This window comes from Synechococcus sp. HIMB2401 (assembly GCF_042883245.1).
Lineage (GTDB): Bacteria > Cyanobacteriota > Cyanobacteriia > PCC-6307 > Cyanobiaceae > Parasynechococcus.
This window is the reverse complement of the sequence record NZ_JBDJKK010000001.1, coordinates 143,188-158,587: the sequence shown is the minus strand read 5'-3', so window position 1 is coordinate 158,587 and position 15,400 is coordinate 143,188. Positions and strand designations below refer to the sequence as shown.

Genomic DNA, 15,400 nt, shown 5'->3' with positions numbered 1-15,400 from the left:
GATGGCCTGGTCAAAACGTGACGCTGCTCACGAGCAGCACCACAAAAAAAGGGGGCCTTTCGGCCCCCAGCGAGTAATCGGTTGATCGTGATGATCAGGCAGCGACGGCAGCCTTGGGATCGAGAGCACCCTTGGCGTAGAGGCCGGAGTAGTAGGTGATGCTCTGCTGCTGGATCTTGCTGGCGTTGCCGGCAGCCCAGAACTGCTGGTAACGGTCCAGGCAGACCTGCTTCATGTACTTGCGAGCCGGCTTGTTGAAGTGGCGGGGGTCGAAGTTGGAAGGATCGGCCATGGCCGCTTCACGCACAGCAGCAGTGAAGGCGAGACGATTGTCGGTGTCGATGTTCACCTTGCGAACACCGTTGCGGATGCCTTCCTGGATTTCCTCGACGGGAACGCCATAGGTCTCGGGGATGGCACCACCGTGCTTGTTGATCATCTCCAGCCATTCCTGGGGAACGGAGGAGGAGCCGTGCATCACCAGGTGGGTGTTGGGGATGGCTTTGTGAATTTCAGCGATGCGGCTGATGGCCAGCACCTCACCCGTGGGCTTGCGGGTGAACTTGTAAGCGCCGTGGCTGGTGCCGATGGCGATGGCCAGGGCGTCGCACTTGGTCTTGGCAACGAAGTCGGCAGCCTCAGCGGGATCGGTGAGCAGCATGTCCTTGGACAGCTCGCCTTCGAAACCGTGGCCGTCTTCGGCTTCACCCTTGCCGGTTTCCAGGGAGCCCAGGCAACCCAGCTCACCCTCAACGCTCACACCCACGGAGTGGGCGAAATCCACCACCTGCTTGGTGACGTTGACGTTGTAGTCGTAGCTGGCGGGAGTCTTGGCGTCGGCTTCCAGGGAACCGTCCATCATCACGGAGGTGAAACCGTTGATGGCAGCGGAGTAGCAGGTGTCAGGGGCGTTGCCGTGGTCCTGGTGCATCACCACGGGGATGTGGGGATAGGTCTCGGTTGCGGCCAGGATCAGGTGACGCAGGAAGATCTCACCGGCGTAGCTGCGGGCGCCGCGGGAGGCCTGGAGGATCACAGGGCTGTCGGTCTCGTCAGCCGCTTCCATGATGGCCTGGACCTGCTCCAGATTGTTCACGTTGAACGCAGGAATGCCGTAGCCGTTCTCAGCGGCGTGGTCGAGCAGGAGCCGAAGCGGAACGAGCGCCATGGATAAATCCTCGGAGGGTTGGGGTCGTCAAAGACGAATCGCCGGCAATTTTACCGCGTGTTACGCAAGATCCAATGTGCCGCCTGCTGCTTGATCGCAGGCCACACGACTGGCCACGCCCTCGGCCAGTCCAGGAAGCATCGGTTGCCCACGGCGAATGCTCTCGGCCCACCAGCCCAGCACCCTGGCCACAGGGGCGATGCGGCCATCCGACCAGGTTTCAGGGAAGGCGAAATCGGCATCGGCTTCCACGGCGCGGAAGGGCTCACCGAGCGGGGCGTGCTGGAGCTCAAAGCCATGGACGTAGTCCTTCTGGTTGGTGCTGCTGAGCAGCAGCGATCCCGAGGACCCCACCACATCCAGGCAGAACCCGCGACCATTGCGCGACACGGAACTGAGGCTGACCTGAGCCGGCACCAGCAGGTCCTGCCTTCCCTGCCAATGGGCCACGGTCTGCAGCAGCGACACATCGGGGGCATCCACAGCGGCCAGACCACCATCGGGGTGGGGGCGTTGCTTGATCGAAACGCTGTTCAGGGCCTGGACGGCCCCCAGGGGACCGATCAGCCAGGCAAGCATATCCATGGCATGGGTTCCGAGGGCTCCGATCACGCCGCCGCCCTGATCCGCCTGGGCATACCAGTTCCAGCCGCGCTGGGGATCGGCACGACTGCCCATCAACCAGTCGAGCTTCACCAGCCAGGGCGTGCCGACGGCACCGGCCTGCAGAAGGCGTGCAGCCTGCATGAACAGGGGAACAGCCCGGTATTCGTAGTCCACAGCTACAGAGAGCCCCCTTGCCAGGGCCAGCCGTTGCAGCTCGCGGGCTTGATCGGCATTCAGCGCGATGGGCTTTTCCAGCAGCAGATGCTTGCCCGCCTCCAGGGCCCGGCGGGCCAGGTCAAAGCGAGGTGCCGGTGGGGTGGCGATGATCACCGCGTCCACCGCGGGATCGGCCAGCAGGGCATCCCAGTCACTGAATCCCTTCAAGCCATGGGCGGCTGTGGCGGCATCCAAGCGCTCCTGGCGAGGGTGCCAAAGCGCCACTGCCTCGAGATCAGTCGCAGCCGCAAGGGCCGGCAGGTGCACCTTCTCCCCGAAGCCGAGACCGGCGACGGCAACACCAAGGGGTTGTGGGGACATCTCAGCTGGAGAGGGGTTCGGTGCAGACAGCCTCAATCACGGAGGTGATCAGCCCGTCATCGCCGGCAGGCTGCCACTGGGCACGAAAACGCGGCAAACCATTCACCTGTTTGTCGCGATACAGCTCCTGGGAGCAGTCCAGCTGCATCACATAGAGCTCACCGGAGGGCTGATCTCCATCTTCAGTGGCCGCTGGGGTGAACCGGCTGAGCACGGTTCGGTATCCATCCCGATCGATCCGCACACTGCCGCGATCCCACCACTGCTGGCCCGCGTCGGTGGCAGGCACCTCAATCCATTCCACGGGGCCCGCCAGAACGGGGGCGACCCAACAAACCAAGGCCAGGATCAGAACACAACCAGCTCGGATCATGCGCTGGTGAGCTCCATCGGTTTGCAGCCGTGCAGGCGCAGAAGATTGGCCAGGGTGGAGCGCAGCTGGGTGCGGGGAACGATCGTGTCCACGAAGCCGTGCTCCTGCAGATATTCAGCCGTCTGGAAATTGTCGGGCAGCTTCTCCCGCAGGGTTTGCTCGATCACCCGGCGCCCAGCAAAACCAATCAACGCTTTCGGTTCCGCCAGGATCAGGTCGCCCAGCATGGCGAAACTGGCGGTCACACCCCCCGTGGTGGGGTGGGTGAGCAAGGGCATGTAGAGCAGCTCGGCTTCGCGGTGGCGTTCCAACGCTCCGGAGATCTTCGCCATCTGCATCAGGCTGAGCATCCCCTCCTGCATCCGGGCACCGCCGGAGGCACAAACGATCAGCAGCGGCAGCTTGCGGGCGGTGGACTCCTCGATCAGACGGGTGATTTTCTCCCCGACCACCGAGCCCATCGATCCCCCCATGAAGCGGAAGTCCATCGCTGCCAAGCCCATGGGGATGCCTTCCACCCGGCAAAGCCCGGTGACGACACCATCCCGTAGCCCCGTCGAGGCCTGACTTTCCCGCAGCCGGTCGGCGTAGGCGCGCCGGTCTTTGAAACCGAGGGGATCCACCGGTGACAGATCCGCATTCAGCACTTGGAAGCTGTCGGGGTCCGCAATCAGTGCGATGCGTTCAGCACTGTCGATCCGGTGGTGATGGCCGCAGTTGGCGCAAACACTGGCGTTGAGTTTCAGGTCTTTGAGATAAACGACCTGACCACACTCCGGGCATTTGCTCCACAGCCCATCGCCTTCATCGGGTTCCTGCTTGACGTTGGCGACGTACTGACCCTTGCGGCGATCAGCAAACCAATCGAACAGAGACACACAGGGCCGTCAGCTCACACCATTAAAAGCCGGACTGGGAATCGACGCTGGGGAATCAAGCGCCCAACAGCATCACCCAGGTGCTCCAGCACCACTGCGGACCGGTCAACCAGACCAGCCAGATGCCCAGGGCAATGAAGGGACCAAAGGGGAACGGTTCCCTGGGGCCCAACCGGCCACTGAGGCGAGCGGCGCTTCCGACCAAAGCTCCCGAGACAACCGCAAGGGCCATCGCCGCTGCGATGCCCCCGGGGCCCAGCCATGCCCCACCTAGCGCCGCCAACTTGGCATCGCCCAGGCCCAGCGCAGGCTGTCCCAACAACCGTTCGGCCAGGGCGCTGAGACCTTCCAACAGCAGCAGGGCCAGCACCGCAGCGATCAAATGGCTGGCCAGAACAGGAATGCCAGCAGCCGTGCTGACGAGCAGGCCCAGCACCACCCCCCACCAGCACTAGGCCACACAAACAGCGCCGAGATCCAGAGGCCGGCACGCAGGGCCTCCACGGCGGAGTAACGCCAGCTGATCGCTGCATCACAGTCGCGGCAGCGGCCCCTCAGCAGCAGCCAACCGAGCACCGGGAGATTGTCATGCCAGCAGGTGGCATGGCCGCATTTGGGGCAATGGCTGCCGGGAAAGACCACCGATTCCTGGCGGGGCAAGCGCCAGGCCACCACGTTGGTGAAGCTGCCGACGCAGGCGCCCAGCAGGCCGGTCCAAGCCAGGATCAACCCTTCCATCGGGTCCGACCACGGCTCGTGCGCCCTCGGATCAGATCGATGGCAATGAACTCTTCGTCCGGCAGAAGAACAGGGGTCTCGAAGACCACGCGGCCGTCGGGTTCCTGCGGATCCACCACCACACCGAGAGGCTCCTGCCCCGCAGGGGTGCAGGAGAGATAGGTGAAATAAATACGACGGGCCTTGGCGATCAGCGAGCGGCTGTCAATGCGATCCCAGCGGGGAGACGAGGGCGCCCCCGATGCTCCGCGGATTTCAAAGGAGGGCGTTGACAAAGAAATAGAGCCCACCTGATCACTCAGATGGACCCATTGTAGAGACGATTGTTGGTAGGAGAAGCGATCAGCTGAGCTTGTTCTTCTCTTCGATCATGCGGTGAATGATCGGAGTGAGGATCAGTTCCATGGCGAAGCCCATCTTGCCGCCGTTCACCACGATGCTGGTGGGGCTGGACATGAAGGAATCGTGGATCATGTTCAGCAGGTAACCGAAGTCGATCCCCCACTTCTCACGAGCACCCTTACGGAAGTGGATGATCACGAAGCTTTCATCCGGGGTAGGAATGTTCCGGCAGATGAAGGGGTTGGAGGTGTCCACGGTGGGAACACGCTGGAAGTTGATGTCGGTCTGGCTGAACTGCGGGCAGATGTGATTGATGTAATCAGGCATCCGGCGCAGGATCGTGTCAACGATCGCTTCAGCGGAATAACCACGCTCAGCGTTGTCGCGGTGAATCTTCTGAATCCACTCAAGGTTGGTGATCGGCACCACACCCACCAGGAGGTCGGCCAGGGCGGCCACGTCGTAGCCCTCGCCCTTCACACCGCCATGGAGGCCTTCGTAGAACAGCACGTCAGTGCCAGTCGGGATGTCTTCCCAAGGCGTGAACTGACCCGGCTCGAGGTTGACGCCAAGACGGGCGTTGTGTTCAGCCGCTTCTTCAACGCTGTGGAGGTAATAGCGCTTCTGACCAGCACCGGTTTCGCCGTAGGTGCGGAAAAGTTCCTCGAGCTTGTCGAAGAGGTTGGCCTCAGGGCCGAAGTGGGAGAAGTTCTCACCCTTGGCCAGGGCATCCGCCATGGCCTGTTTCATGGGCATCCGCTCGTAGCGGTGGTAGCTGTCGCCTTCCACCACTGCAGGGGTAATGCCTTCCCTCGCAAAGATGTGCTCGAAGGCGCGCTTGACGGTGCTGGTTCCAGCTCCGGAAGAACCGGTAACAGCGACAACCGGATGACGCTTCGACATCGACGCAGGGACTATGGACCCGGCGATCCTGCCAGATCAGGGCCCGATTGCACCAATCTCTGGCTTACAGAGCTTTGAGCAATTGCTCACCCATGGCGCGACAACCCAGCTGGGTGCAGCCTTCTGCCATGAGATCACCCGTGCGGAAGCCACCGGCCAGAACGGCATCCACAGCGGCCTCAAGATCATCGGCAGCCGCGGCCTGTTTGAGGCCGATGCGCAGCATCATTGCGGCCGACAGCACCATGGCCATGGGATTGGCCTTGTCCTGACCGGCGATGTCGGGAGCTGAACCGTGCACAGGCTCAAACAAACCAGGGCCCTTACTGCCGAGGGAGGCTGAGGGCAGCATGCCGATGGAGCCGGTGAGCATCGCCGCCTCGTCGCTGAGGATGTCGCCGAAGAGGTTGCCGGTGAGCAGCACATCGAACTGGCGAGGATCACGCACCAGCTGCATCGCCGCGTTGTCCACATACATGTGGCTCACCTCCACAGCGCCATAGCTGGGCGCCATGGCATCAACACGATCCCGCCAAAGCTGGCTCACATCGAGCACATTCGCCTTGTCCACCGAGCAGAGCCGGCCCCGCCGCTCCTGGGCTATCTCAAAGGCCACCTTTGCGATCCGATCCACCTCCGAGGCGGAGTAGGTCATGGTGTTGAAGCCGCGCTCGTCCCCCTCGGTCTCAATGCGTCCCTTGGGCTGACCGAAGTAGATCCCCCCGGTGAGTTCCCGCACCACCATCAGGTCCACCCCCTCGATCACCTCACGCTTGAGGCTGCTGGCATCAATGAGGGCCGGAACAATCTTCACCGGCCGCAGATTGGCGAACAGCTCCATGCCGGCGCGCAGGCCGAGCAGGCCGGTTTCCGGCCGTTTCTCGCGGGGAAGGCTGTCGAAGCGGGGGCTGCCGATGGCGGCCAGCAACACCGCATCGGCTGCCTTGCAGGCTTCGAGGGTGCTGGCTGGCAGCGGCTCACCGGTGGCATCAATGGCGCTGCCGCCAATGGGCTGCTCCTCAAAGCTCAACGAAAAGCCATGGCGCTGGCTCACCACCTCCAGCAGCTGGCGGGCGACAGCGGTGATCTCGGGGCCGATGCCATCACCGGGCAGGAGAACAACGCGGTGCTGAGCCATGACGGTGCGGTGCGGCAGGTCGACCGCTGAGGTTACTGAGGGGTGTCCCGCTTGAGCTCCCGCAGGGTCTTGGCCATCTCCGGCAGCTTGCTGAAGGTGGAGGCACATCGCAGCCAGAGGCGATTCGGAATCGCGGGAAAACCACTCACCACCTCTCCGGGGGCCACATCAGCGTGAATGCCGGTCTTGGAGCTAGCGATGACGCGATCGCCCACGACAACACGATTGGCGACCCCCACCTGGCCCGCCAGGATGACCCCCTGGCCGATGTGGGCGCCACCGGCGATGCCAACCTGGGAGGCGAAGGCACAGCCACGGCCAGTGGTGACGCCGTGGCCGATCTGCACAAGGTTGTCGATCTTGGTGCCGGCACCAATGCGGGTCTCGCCAACGGAAGGGCGATCAATGGTGGTGCCGCTACCCACCTCAACGCCGTCTTCGAGAACCACCTGGCCGGTTTGCGGCATTTTTCGCCAACCCTTGGCAGTCGGCACGAAGCCGAATCCCTCAGAGCCGACAACGGCATTGGAGTTCACCACACAGCCACGCCCGAGACGGCTGCCGGGGTGGAGCACGGCATTGGCGTGCAGCTCGCAGCCATCACCCACCACCACGTTGTCGTAGATCACCACCCCGGGGTGAACGATGCAGTCGGCACCAAGACGGCTTCCCTCCCCGATGCAGACCCGCGGGCCCACCGCTGTACCGGGGCCCACCACAGCCCGTTCATCGATCACCGCCGAAGGGTGAATCTCCGCCAAGGGCCGGCGGCGGGGATGCAACTGATCGAGGGCTTCAGCAAAGGCCAGACGCGGATCCGCGAAGACCGCAAAGGCGATGCCACGCTGCGAAGCCAGATCAATCAGATCCTGTTGGTCGGGCAGCAACAGGGCACCCACGCCGCTGGCGCCCAAGGCCGCGGTGAGGGCGTTGCCCTTCTCCAGAAAGCTGAGCTGCGCGGCTGAGGCCTGATCGAGTGAAGCGGCACCCTCAAGCCATGGGTCCAAGCCCGGCTGGCTCCAGCGCAGACCTGCATCACCGGTCTGCAGAACCTTGATCAGGGTGCTGAAACGCATGGAGGCCAGGGCAGTCCGGCGGATCGTAGACGTGGTTAACGGCTGCGAAGCACCAGACCATCGCGATGCACCACCACCGGGGAGGACTCCCCCGGCGATGGGTCATTCATCGCGGCCCGCAGCTGGTCGCTGTCCATCGAACAGAGGCCACGGCCCAGGTCCTCTCCATCGGGGTCCAGCAACTGAACGGGTTGATTGGCGGCGAACTCACCCCGCACCGCCGTCACACCCACCAGCAGCAGGGACGCACCACGGTGCTGCAGCGCTGCACAGGCCCCCGCATCCAGCTGCAGTTCACCCTCAGGCCGAAGCACGTGGGCCAGCCAACTGCGTCGGTTGCCCAGGGGTTCGGGGTGGGGATGGAACACCGTTCCCCCCCGTTCGCCCAACAGCAAAGCCTCGAGACGCGCGGGGTCGCGGCCATCGGCGAGCTGAACGGTGATGCCACTGGCGGTGGCGATGCGGGCTGCCGACAACTTCGTGGTCATGCCGCCGGTGCCCCAGCGCCCCCCGTCGCCGGCCCCCTGTTCCAAGGATTCCAGCTCCCGAGGGTGGCGAACATCCGAGATCGGTTCGGCGTTGGCATCCACCCGCGGATCCGAGGAATAGAGGCGATCAACATCCGTGAGCAGGATCAGTTGCTGGGCTTCAACGGCGGCGGCCACCAACGCCGAGAGGGTGTCGTTGTCGCCGAAGCGCAACTCCGCCGGCGAAAGGGCATCGTTCTCATTGATCACTGGCAGCACCCCCCAGCTCAGCAGCTGCCGCAAGGTGCCCGAAGCGTTCTGATACCGACGGCGATCGGCCAGGTCGGAGCGGGTCAACAGCACCTGCGCCACGGAACGACCATGACGTTCCATGGCCCGTTCGTACAGCGCCATCAGCGCGCCCTGGCCGATGGCTGCAGCCGCCTGCAGGGCCACCACCGTGTCGGGTCGGTTGGTGAGGGCCAACTTCTGGCAGCCCAGGCCGACGGCACCACTGGTGACCAGCACCACCTGGTCACCGCGGTCCATGGCCCCTGCGAAGCAGCGGGCGTAGCCATCAATCGTGGTGGCGGTCTCCCCCCGAAGCAGGCTGGTGCCGATTTTCACGACCCACAGGGTCATGCTGAAGGCGCCCCCATCACGCGGGCCATGGCGCGTTCAAACCGCTGCACCCGGTCATAGCGGCAGGGCTTGCCGTCGTCTCGAACCGGTCGAACCAACACCGTGTAAAGCCCCATCCGGTTGCCGCAGAGCACATCCGTGAACAGGCGGTCGCCGATCATCGCGATCGCCTCCGGGGGCAGCGCGAGATCACGAACCACGCTGCGCAGGGCGCCACGGCGGGGCTTGCCGGCACCAAAGGTGAAGCTGACCTGCAGCTGATCAGCCACGGCAGCAATCCGATCGCGGGAGGGGTTGTTGCTGAACAGATGCAATTGCAGGCGGCGGCCGGCATCCACCAGCCAGTCGCGCACCGGCCCTGGCAGGGTCACGTCACGACCGGGCAGAAGGGTGCGGTCAACGTCGATCACGGCAGCCTTCAGGCCGTGGGCCGTGAGGTGAGGCAGCGAAAGCTGGGCAATGGTGAGGTGGGGATCCCAATCGGGGGTCAACCAGTGCTGTGCCGTCAATCCGGCCATTCACGCTCCTCCAGTTCCGCCTCAATCAGGGGTTGAACGCGGTCGAGCTCATCGTCGCTCAGCAGCACCGCCTGGCCATCCACCATCCGCACTAACACCAGGAACGGATCAAGGGGGATGTAGAGGCCGTATTCCTCCGCGTCGACCATGAAGCTCACCAGCAGCTCAAAGGTCTCGGCGTCCTCATCAACGTCGTCGTCCTCTTCTAGCTCGTCGAGCTCGTCCTGATCCGGCTCCTCCAGTTCACCACTGACGGTGAGGGTGATCGCCGATCGCACCAGAACCAGGTCGTGCTCCTGGAGCACCACATCAGCCACCGAGAGAATCGGCTCGCTGCTGGCAACTTCCGTAATCGGCACCGGCTCTGCATCGTCATTGAGCCGAAACAGCGACACCGGTGTGTCGACCGGCGAGAGCAGGGCGTAGTCCTGCCCCTCGATGGGGATCAGATGCTCGAGGAAGCACAGCAGGTCATGGCCCTCGCGGTCGCGGACCAGCAGGGTGGGGTGATCGCTGCTCTTACCGGGGCCCGACTCAGACATCGACGCGGCTCTGACTGGGCTCAGGATCCACCATCGCCCGCCCCGGCGCCCGACCTTGACGCACTCTGTTGGGCCGGTTTGAGCTCCGGACCCTCCGCCAGCCATTGCTCCAGCAGCAGGGCAGCAGCTGCACTGTCCAGACGTCCGCTGCGATCGCCCGTCAGCCCGAACTGTTCACCGGCCGCCCAGGTGCTGCTGTGTTCATTCACCCAGGCCAGGGGCAGATCGAGGGCGGCAGCCAGGCGCAGGCCGTAACGCTGGCAATGCTCCGCCTGGGCCGTGGGCTGGCCCGCGGCATCCAGAGGCAAACCCACCACAAGCCCCTGCACCGACCGTTCACGGCAGTGGGCCCGCAGAACGACCAGATCCGCATCAAAGCGACCACGACGCAGGGCAGCGAGGGGCGTGACACTGATGCCCAGGGCATCGCAGCCGGCCAGGCCGATGCGCCGCCGGCCCACATCGAGGCTGAGGATCGAACAGGGACGCGGCCGCATCAGTGCCGATCACCCAGGCTTGGTGTGGGCAAGGGTGTGCCCTGGGGCCGCAATCGGCCCAGCACCTGATCGAGCGATCGGGTCAGCTGCAGGTTGCGCTGGGGTGACTGACGCCGCCACATGCTGCGTCCGAGCAGCAGCTGCTCGTCGCCGCGGGTCCAGCCCTCCGCCTCCAGGATCCGGCTGAGGGGGGCATCGTCAAAGGCCGTGAGCAGCCCGCGGGGGCGGCCGCGCTGAAGGATCCCGTTCAAAACCTGGGGAAGGACCTGATCCAGCCGGGGATCCCAGGCGACATCGCGCATCAGTTCCAGTAACCCTGCCTCTCCCGCATCGGGAAGGCGGATGCAGCCCGCCAACACAGCATCTCCAGCCATCAGCACGCCGCAGCCGGGGCCGTTGCGGTCCAGCAGATCCAGCCAATGGCGGTCGGTGATCTGACGCAGATGGCTGTGGCTGCCGCCCTGCTCGATCGGCCAGAGCAACTGGGCGGTGCGGCGGTTCAAGGCCGCCCAGCGCAGACCCCCTGGCAACTGATCGGTGCCATTTGAATCAACCCCAGCCCCTGGTGGACACCAGCACTGATACGGACGAAGCGGTTGAAAGCCCAGCTCCCGCAGCAGGGCAATGGCATCGGCATCGGTGGCCGGGCAGCGGATCACCCAGCTGCAGATCTGGGCCGTCCAGGACTGCAGAGCCTGCTGAAGCAGGGACTGCTGAATGGTGCGCTGGCTGTGATCGTCCAGCGGGCCCAGCAGCTCCGGCAGATGAAGGATCCAGCAGCTGCCGCGGCGGTTGAACGGCCGGGCCACCACACTGGCCACCGGGCGATCCCCCGCGAGGGCCATCAGGCAACGGGGCGAACGGCTGGGGAGCAGATCGGGAAAGCGTTGCTCGACTCTGGAGAGCCATTCACCGATCAGAAAACCCTGAAAACGTGAGAGCTGATCGATCGGCGCATCCTGAACCCACTGGGCCAGGTGAGCTGGGTTAAGGGGCTCAATGCGGATGGAGGTGGTCTTGGGTTCTGTCACCGGACACCCTCCGACCCCAACTGCTCACAATGTATCGCTCATTCCAGGCCTGGCCGCACCAACACCAGGGGGGTGCGCTCATTGGCGTTGCCAGCAGGATTGGGACGCAGGGCCCGGCCCAGCAAGCCCTCATCACAGCCGGGGCTGGAGGCCAGCACCTTCACACGGCCGAGGTCGTTGACATCGACGATGGCAACGTCGACCGCGAGTTCGGTCGAGGCATCACGACAGAACTGCTCAGCCCGGGATGGCCCCAGAACAATGGTCTGGTCATAGGGCGGTGTGGTGCCGGTGATGTCGTCGATCAAGCGGGCCTGGTCCCCGGCGAGGCGATAGAAGCCACCGGGGATGCCCACCAGCTTCATCAGCAGCCCCCCCAGCCAGGCGGCCAGCACCCGGGTGGGCCCCACCAGATCGATCAAGGTCTGCATGCCGCAGGCCGTGGCCAGGCTGCTGGTGGGATGAAACACACGGCAGGCCAGGCGCGCCACCATGCCGGGTTCCACCTCACTGGGATGGCGGTAGCGACCCTGGATCACAGCCACGGGGGTCTCGCCGATGGTGAGGATGTCGCCGGGCTGCACCAGATCAGCGGCGTAGGTGCGCAGGACGTCGATGGCGTCGTCCAGGGGGCCGAGCAGGTGGGTGCGCAGCGGCAAGACGCGGCAGCCTTCCCCCTGGCGGAAGTGGGCTTGATCGGGCTGCAGGGGTTGAGGACGGCTCAAGGGCACCAGCACGCCCTGACGGCGCTGCAGGCGACCGAAGGGTCCGTAATTCACCCAGTGGGCATCCACCCAGAGGCTGTCGACCCGAGCCGATGGGGTCGGGCCGGTGATCTCGATCGAGACCCGGGCACGCGTGGTTTTGCGTCCTTTGACGATGTAGGCCGCCCAGTAGCCGTCTGCGCGGGTCTCCTCGTCGGGATGGTCGGCAATGATCCGCGTTTTCACCTCCAGGCCGGCGGGATCAGAGGACCCCAGCAGCACGGGCTCGACCCGCAGCTCCGGCACAAAAATCTCCATGCGGGGATGAGGGTTGCTGATCTCCAGCACACCCTCGACACGAAGCCGCCCGCCCAGATCATCAACCCGCCAGTCGCGCGGGGTCATCCGCAACGGTGAGGCGGGTCTGAGGCGATGGCGGAGCTCCAGCCAGGCCACAGCAAGTCCTAAGCCGAGCGGAGCAAGCAGCAGCGACACAGCGGATCCGGCTCAGCGACCGGGACAACTGGCCGGCAGCGTAGGCGCCACGGCGGTGGGCGTCTCAGTTGGCGGTGACTTCGATGTTCACTTCGTTGAAGCTGCCTTCCTGGTCAATGCGTCCCAGATCAGGAGCGGGAAGACCGGTGGAGGCGCTGATGGCGTCGTTGATCGCCGCCAGAGGAACCTGACCGTTCTGGTCGAGCACCACCCGGCCATCGGTGCCGATCACCACCACCTGCGGAATGGTTCCCGACCAATAGGTGGCTGGATCACCCGCACCCAGGGATTCACGGCCCTGCAGAGGATCGGTGGAAAGCGGCAGCAGATCGATGCTGCGGCCCCAAAGCCGTTGCAGTTCCGACACCACCGGAGCGAAGCGTTTGCTCACGGCGCTGTCATCCAGGTAGTAGACGATCACGGCTGTGCGCCCCTCAGCGAGGGACTCCTCCAAGGTGCTGGCGGGAGGCACCAACGAGCCATTGCCGGCGTAGAGGGCATAGATGTTGCCGTCGTAGCTGTCGCTGTTCAACACAGCGGCGGCTGGTGCGACATGGAGCAGCAGCGCGATCGAAACGGTGATCAGACAGCGCACCAAAGCAAGCATCAAGCCGAAGCAGCGGATCGCCATTGTGGACCCAGGGGCCTAACCGCGGCCGAAGCTGCGTCCCATGCCCTGGGCAATGCCCCGCCCCACCAGACCGATAGCGCGCCCAAGCACCTGGGTGAGCAGGATCACGGCAAGGTCGCCGATGCGGCGCACTAGGGCCTGCACCTGGGGTGCGAGGGCATCCCGGGCTTCCAGGAGCAAGGCCACCTGCCGCTGCCACCAACCCAGCTGATTGAGCTCCTTGTCGCGGGGCTCCGTCAGCAGCAGCGGTTCGATGCGACCGGAGCGCAACTGAAACAGGGTGCGCTGGCTTTCGTAGAGCTGAATGGGGCGCTCCACCCAATCCGCCCAGCGCAGCTGGGTGTTCAAGCGGTTCCTGAGCCGGTCGAGTTCCCGGGTCGCCAGGAGGGGATCCCGCAGCAGGTAACGGCGCAGCTCCGGCCAGTCACCACAGGCATCGAGCAATTCGGCACCAATCAGTTCCGCCGTTCTCACCAGCCAGTTGCTCACCAGGGTTTCCAGTTGCAGGAAGGCCCTGGGGTCATCGGCCGGCAGCAGCAGGCCGTTCACCAGCATCGGTTGATCGGCCACCAGCGGCGCCAGCATTCCGGTTGGATCGGGCAGCTCGCCGTCGGCGCCGGTGAGATCAGCACGGTTGAGCAGCGAAGCCACCACCGGCTGCAGCTCGCCATCGCAGGGGATCTGGACGTAACTGCCGGCCAGGGCAGTGAGGGCCTGCTGTCGCAACTCGGGCTGCAATGAATCCCAGGCCTGAGCGATCGCCGTGCCGTCCTGGCGGCTGCGCAGGCGCTGCAAGACCTGATCAAGCTGTTGCAACAGGGCCAGCAGCAACTCCCGGCGGCGATCCGGGTGCAGACCCTCAATCGCCAGCAAACGTCCGGTGGAATTGGTCAATCCAGCCTGAACCGATGCATCGATGCGGTCGCGGATGGCATCCCAAACGGCAACGGCGTTGCGCTCGCGCAGGCTGATCGCCGTGGTGGTGGCTGATCCAGCTCTGGAGACAGAGGGGCCCAGGGGTTCTGCATGCTCGAGGCCCATCTGCAGTGGCCCCCAGAGCCAGAGCAGCAAGCCCTTGGCGAAGCGCAATTCACGGCGGCGCCCCTGCAGCAGCAGGAACAGCAAGGGCTGCTCCGGGGGCGGATTGAGCAGGGCCTCCACCCGTTGCAGCTCGCGGCTCACCTGCTGCAGGCCACTCACCAGCAACCACTGGCCCAGACCCATGGTCTGCTGCTGGCTTGGCGTCTCCGGCGCAGCCTCCAGGCGAATGTCCCTGCCGCCCTGCAGCAGGGTTTCGATGGCGTTCTGCAGGCCCTGGGCATCGACGTTCTGCAGCAGGCCGGCCGCTGGCAGCTCCAGCAGCTGCTCCCGCGACAGGCGTAGTTCGCTGGGCAGCAGCAGCAGAACCGGGGCTGGCTGCCAACGCTCCTGCAGGGCGAACAACTCCTGCTGAAGCGACGCCAATGAGGCCACGGTGTCGATCGACCAGATCACCAACGCCGGGGCACCCGTCAGGCGCTCAGGGCGAAGCATCACCTCCCATTCCTCCCGGGCGCAGGTGAGTTTCAACGCCAGCGACTCCCCGAGCAGATCCGGAGCGAGCAGCAACATCCGCACCGGCGAAGGGGAGACCAAGAGTGGAACCCGAAACAGTTGGGCTTAAGGTAACGAGCTTCTGCTCAGTTCTCCAGGGTGCGCCGGCCGTTCAATTGCAGGGTGTACGACTCGATGCGAAAGCCGGTGCGCTGTTCGATCTGACGCAACAGGTCGTCGGGGAGAACAACGTCGATGTCTTCGATCGAACCGCTGTCCAGACAGGTGAGATGGCTGTGGGGATCGCTGCGGTAGCCATAGAGGCGACCACTGGCGCGGTCGAGACACTCGATCACCCCAGCCGACTGCAGGGCTTCGAGGTTCTGATACACCGAGGTATGGCCGATGCTGCGGCCCCTCAGATTCAGTTGTTCAAAGATGTCGCGGGCACTGAGGTGGCTCTTCTCGCTCCAGAGCAGATCGAGCACCATGCGCCGCTGACGGCTGAGACGCATCCCCAGCCGCCGGCACTGCTCAAACACCTCCTGCAAGCTGCCCGCGGGGGACGGCGTGCTGCTCTT

The 15,400-nt window shown here is 64.7% G+C and carries 17 protein-coding genes and 1 pseudogene; all 18 read right to left on the bottom strand.

All coding sequences use genetic code 11. The features are described 5' to 3' along the window. Positions 1-94: 94 nt before the first annotated feature. Positions 95-1,168 carry a class II fructose-bisphosphate aldolase gene (gene fba / locus AAXE93_RS01000; RefSeq protein WP_390127377.1) on the bottom strand — a complete coding sequence of 358 codons (1,074 nt, stop codon included), beginning with the start codon at positions 1,166-1,168 and terminating at the stop codon, positions 95-97. Between the two features lie 60 nt (positions 1,169-1,228). Beyond that, positions 1,229-2,311, bottom strand: a complete 1,083-nt coding sequence (locus tag AAXE93_RS00995; protein WP_390127375.1) for a Gfo/Idh/MocA family protein — start codon at positions 2,309-2,311, stop codon at positions 1,229-1,231. Position 2,312: 1 nt separating this feature from the next. Further along, the gene (locus AAXE93_RS00990) at positions 2,313-2,684 is read right to left on the bottom strand and encodes a hypothetical protein (RefSeq protein ID WP_226411213.1); all 372 of its coding nucleotides are present in this window, start codon (positions 2,682-2,684) and stop codon (positions 2,313-2,315) included. Continuing rightward, a complete protein-coding gene (gene accD, locus AAXE93_RS00985) occupies positions 2,681-3,562 on the bottom strand; it encodes an acetyl-CoA carboxylase, carboxyltransferase subunit beta (RefSeq protein ID WP_115081815.1) in 882 nt (293 codons plus the stop codon). Before accD ends, AAXE93_RS00990 begins: the two co-directional genes overlap by 4 nt. Before the next feature lie 55 nt (positions 3,563-3,617). Further along, positions 3,618-4,300 (bottom strand): annotated as a pseudogene (locus AAXE93_RS00980) (prepilin peptidase). Continuing rightward, positions 4,288-4,575 (bottom strand): hypothetical protein, encoded by a 288-nt coding sequence (locus AAXE93_RS00975; protein ID WP_390127373.1) that lies wholly within the window; start codon positions 4,573-4,575, stop codon positions 4,288-4,290. Before AAXE93_RS00975 ends, AAXE93_RS00980 begins: the two are co-directional and overlap by 13 nt. 67 nt (positions 4,576-4,642) lie before the next feature. Beyond that, a complete protein-coding gene (locus AAXE93_RS00970) occupies positions 4,643-5,545 on the bottom strand; it encodes a phosphoribulokinase (RefSeq protein ID WP_114987927.1) in 903 nt (300 codons plus the stop codon). Positions 5,546-5,609: 64 nt separating this feature from the next. After that, positions 5,610-6,683, bottom strand: coding sequence for a 3-isopropylmalate dehydrogenase (leuB, locus tag AAXE93_RS00965; protein ID WP_390127370.1), 1,074 nt, complete (start codon positions 6,681-6,683; stop codon positions 5,610-5,612). A gap of 32 nt (positions 6,684-6,715) precedes the next feature. After that, positions 6,716-7,759, bottom strand: a complete 1,044-nt coding sequence (gene lpxD / locus AAXE93_RS00960) for a UDP-3-O-(3-hydroxymyristoyl)glucosamine N-acyltransferase (protein WP_390127368.1) — start codon at positions 7,757-7,759, stop codon at positions 6,716-6,718. A 35-nt stretch (positions 7,760-7,794) separates the two neighbouring features. Next, positions 7,795-8,868 (bottom strand): glutamate 5-kinase, encoded by a 1,074-nt coding sequence (proB, locus tag AAXE93_RS00955; protein ID WP_390127366.1) that lies wholly within the window; start codon positions 8,866-8,868, stop codon positions 7,795-7,797. Next, positions 8,865-9,386 (bottom strand): YqeG family HAD IIIA-type phosphatase, encoded by a 522-nt coding sequence (locus AAXE93_RS00950; RefSeq protein ID WP_390127364.1) that lies wholly within the window; start codon positions 9,384-9,386, stop codon positions 8,865-8,867. The genes proB and AAXE93_RS00950 overlap by 4 nt, the downstream gene beginning before the upstream one ends. After that, positions 9,374-9,928: a DUF3727 domain-containing protein gene (locus tag AAXE93_RS00945; protein WP_115009429.1), complete on the bottom strand. Its 555-nt coding sequence runs from the start codon at positions 9,926-9,928 to the stop codon at positions 9,374-9,376. Before AAXE93_RS00945 ends, AAXE93_RS00950 begins: the two co-directional genes overlap by 13 nt. A gap of 20 nt (positions 9,929-9,948) precedes the next feature. Then, positions 9,949-10,425 carry a Holliday junction resolvase RuvX gene (gene ruvX / locus AAXE93_RS00940; RefSeq protein WP_115132089.1) on the bottom strand — a complete coding sequence of 159 codons (477 nt, stop codon included), beginning with the start codon at positions 10,423-10,425 and terminating at the stop codon, positions 9,949-9,951. Further along, the gene (locus AAXE93_RS00935) at positions 10,425-11,456 is read right to left on the bottom strand and encodes a hypothetical protein (RefSeq protein WP_390127361.1); all 1,032 of its coding nucleotides are present in this window, start codon (positions 11,454-11,456) and stop codon (positions 10,425-10,427) included. The genes ruvX and AAXE93_RS00935 overlap by 1 nt, the downstream gene beginning before the upstream one ends. A 38-nt stretch (positions 11,457-11,494) precedes the next feature. Next, positions 11,495-12,655 carry a F420-0:Gamma-glutamyl ligase gene (locus AAXE93_RS00930; protein WP_390127359.1) on the bottom strand — a complete coding sequence of 387 codons (1,161 nt, stop codon included), beginning with the start codon at positions 12,653-12,655 and terminating at the stop codon, positions 11,495-11,497. A gap of 64 nt (positions 12,656-12,719) precedes the next feature. Then, entirely contained in the window at positions 12,720-13,286 is a 567-nt protein-coding gene (locus AAXE93_RS00925; RefSeq protein ID WP_115009433.1) for a thylakoid membrane photosystem I accumulation factor, read from the bottom strand. A 15-nt stretch (positions 13,287-13,301) separates the two neighbouring features. Next, the gene (locus tag AAXE93_RS00920) at positions 13,302-14,897 is read right to left on the bottom strand and encodes a DUF3685 domain-containing protein (protein WP_390127357.1); all 1,596 of its coding nucleotides are present in this window, start codon (positions 14,895-14,897) and stop codon (positions 13,302-13,304) included. A gap of 68 nt (positions 14,898-14,965) precedes the next feature. After that, the gene (locus tag AAXE93_RS00915; protein ID WP_226424454.1) at positions 14,966-15,334 is read right to left on the bottom strand and encodes a Fur family transcriptional regulator; all 369 of its coding nucleotides are present in this window, start codon (positions 15,332-15,334) and stop codon (positions 14,966-14,968) included. Between the last annotated feature and the right edge of the window lie 66 nt (positions 15,335-15,400).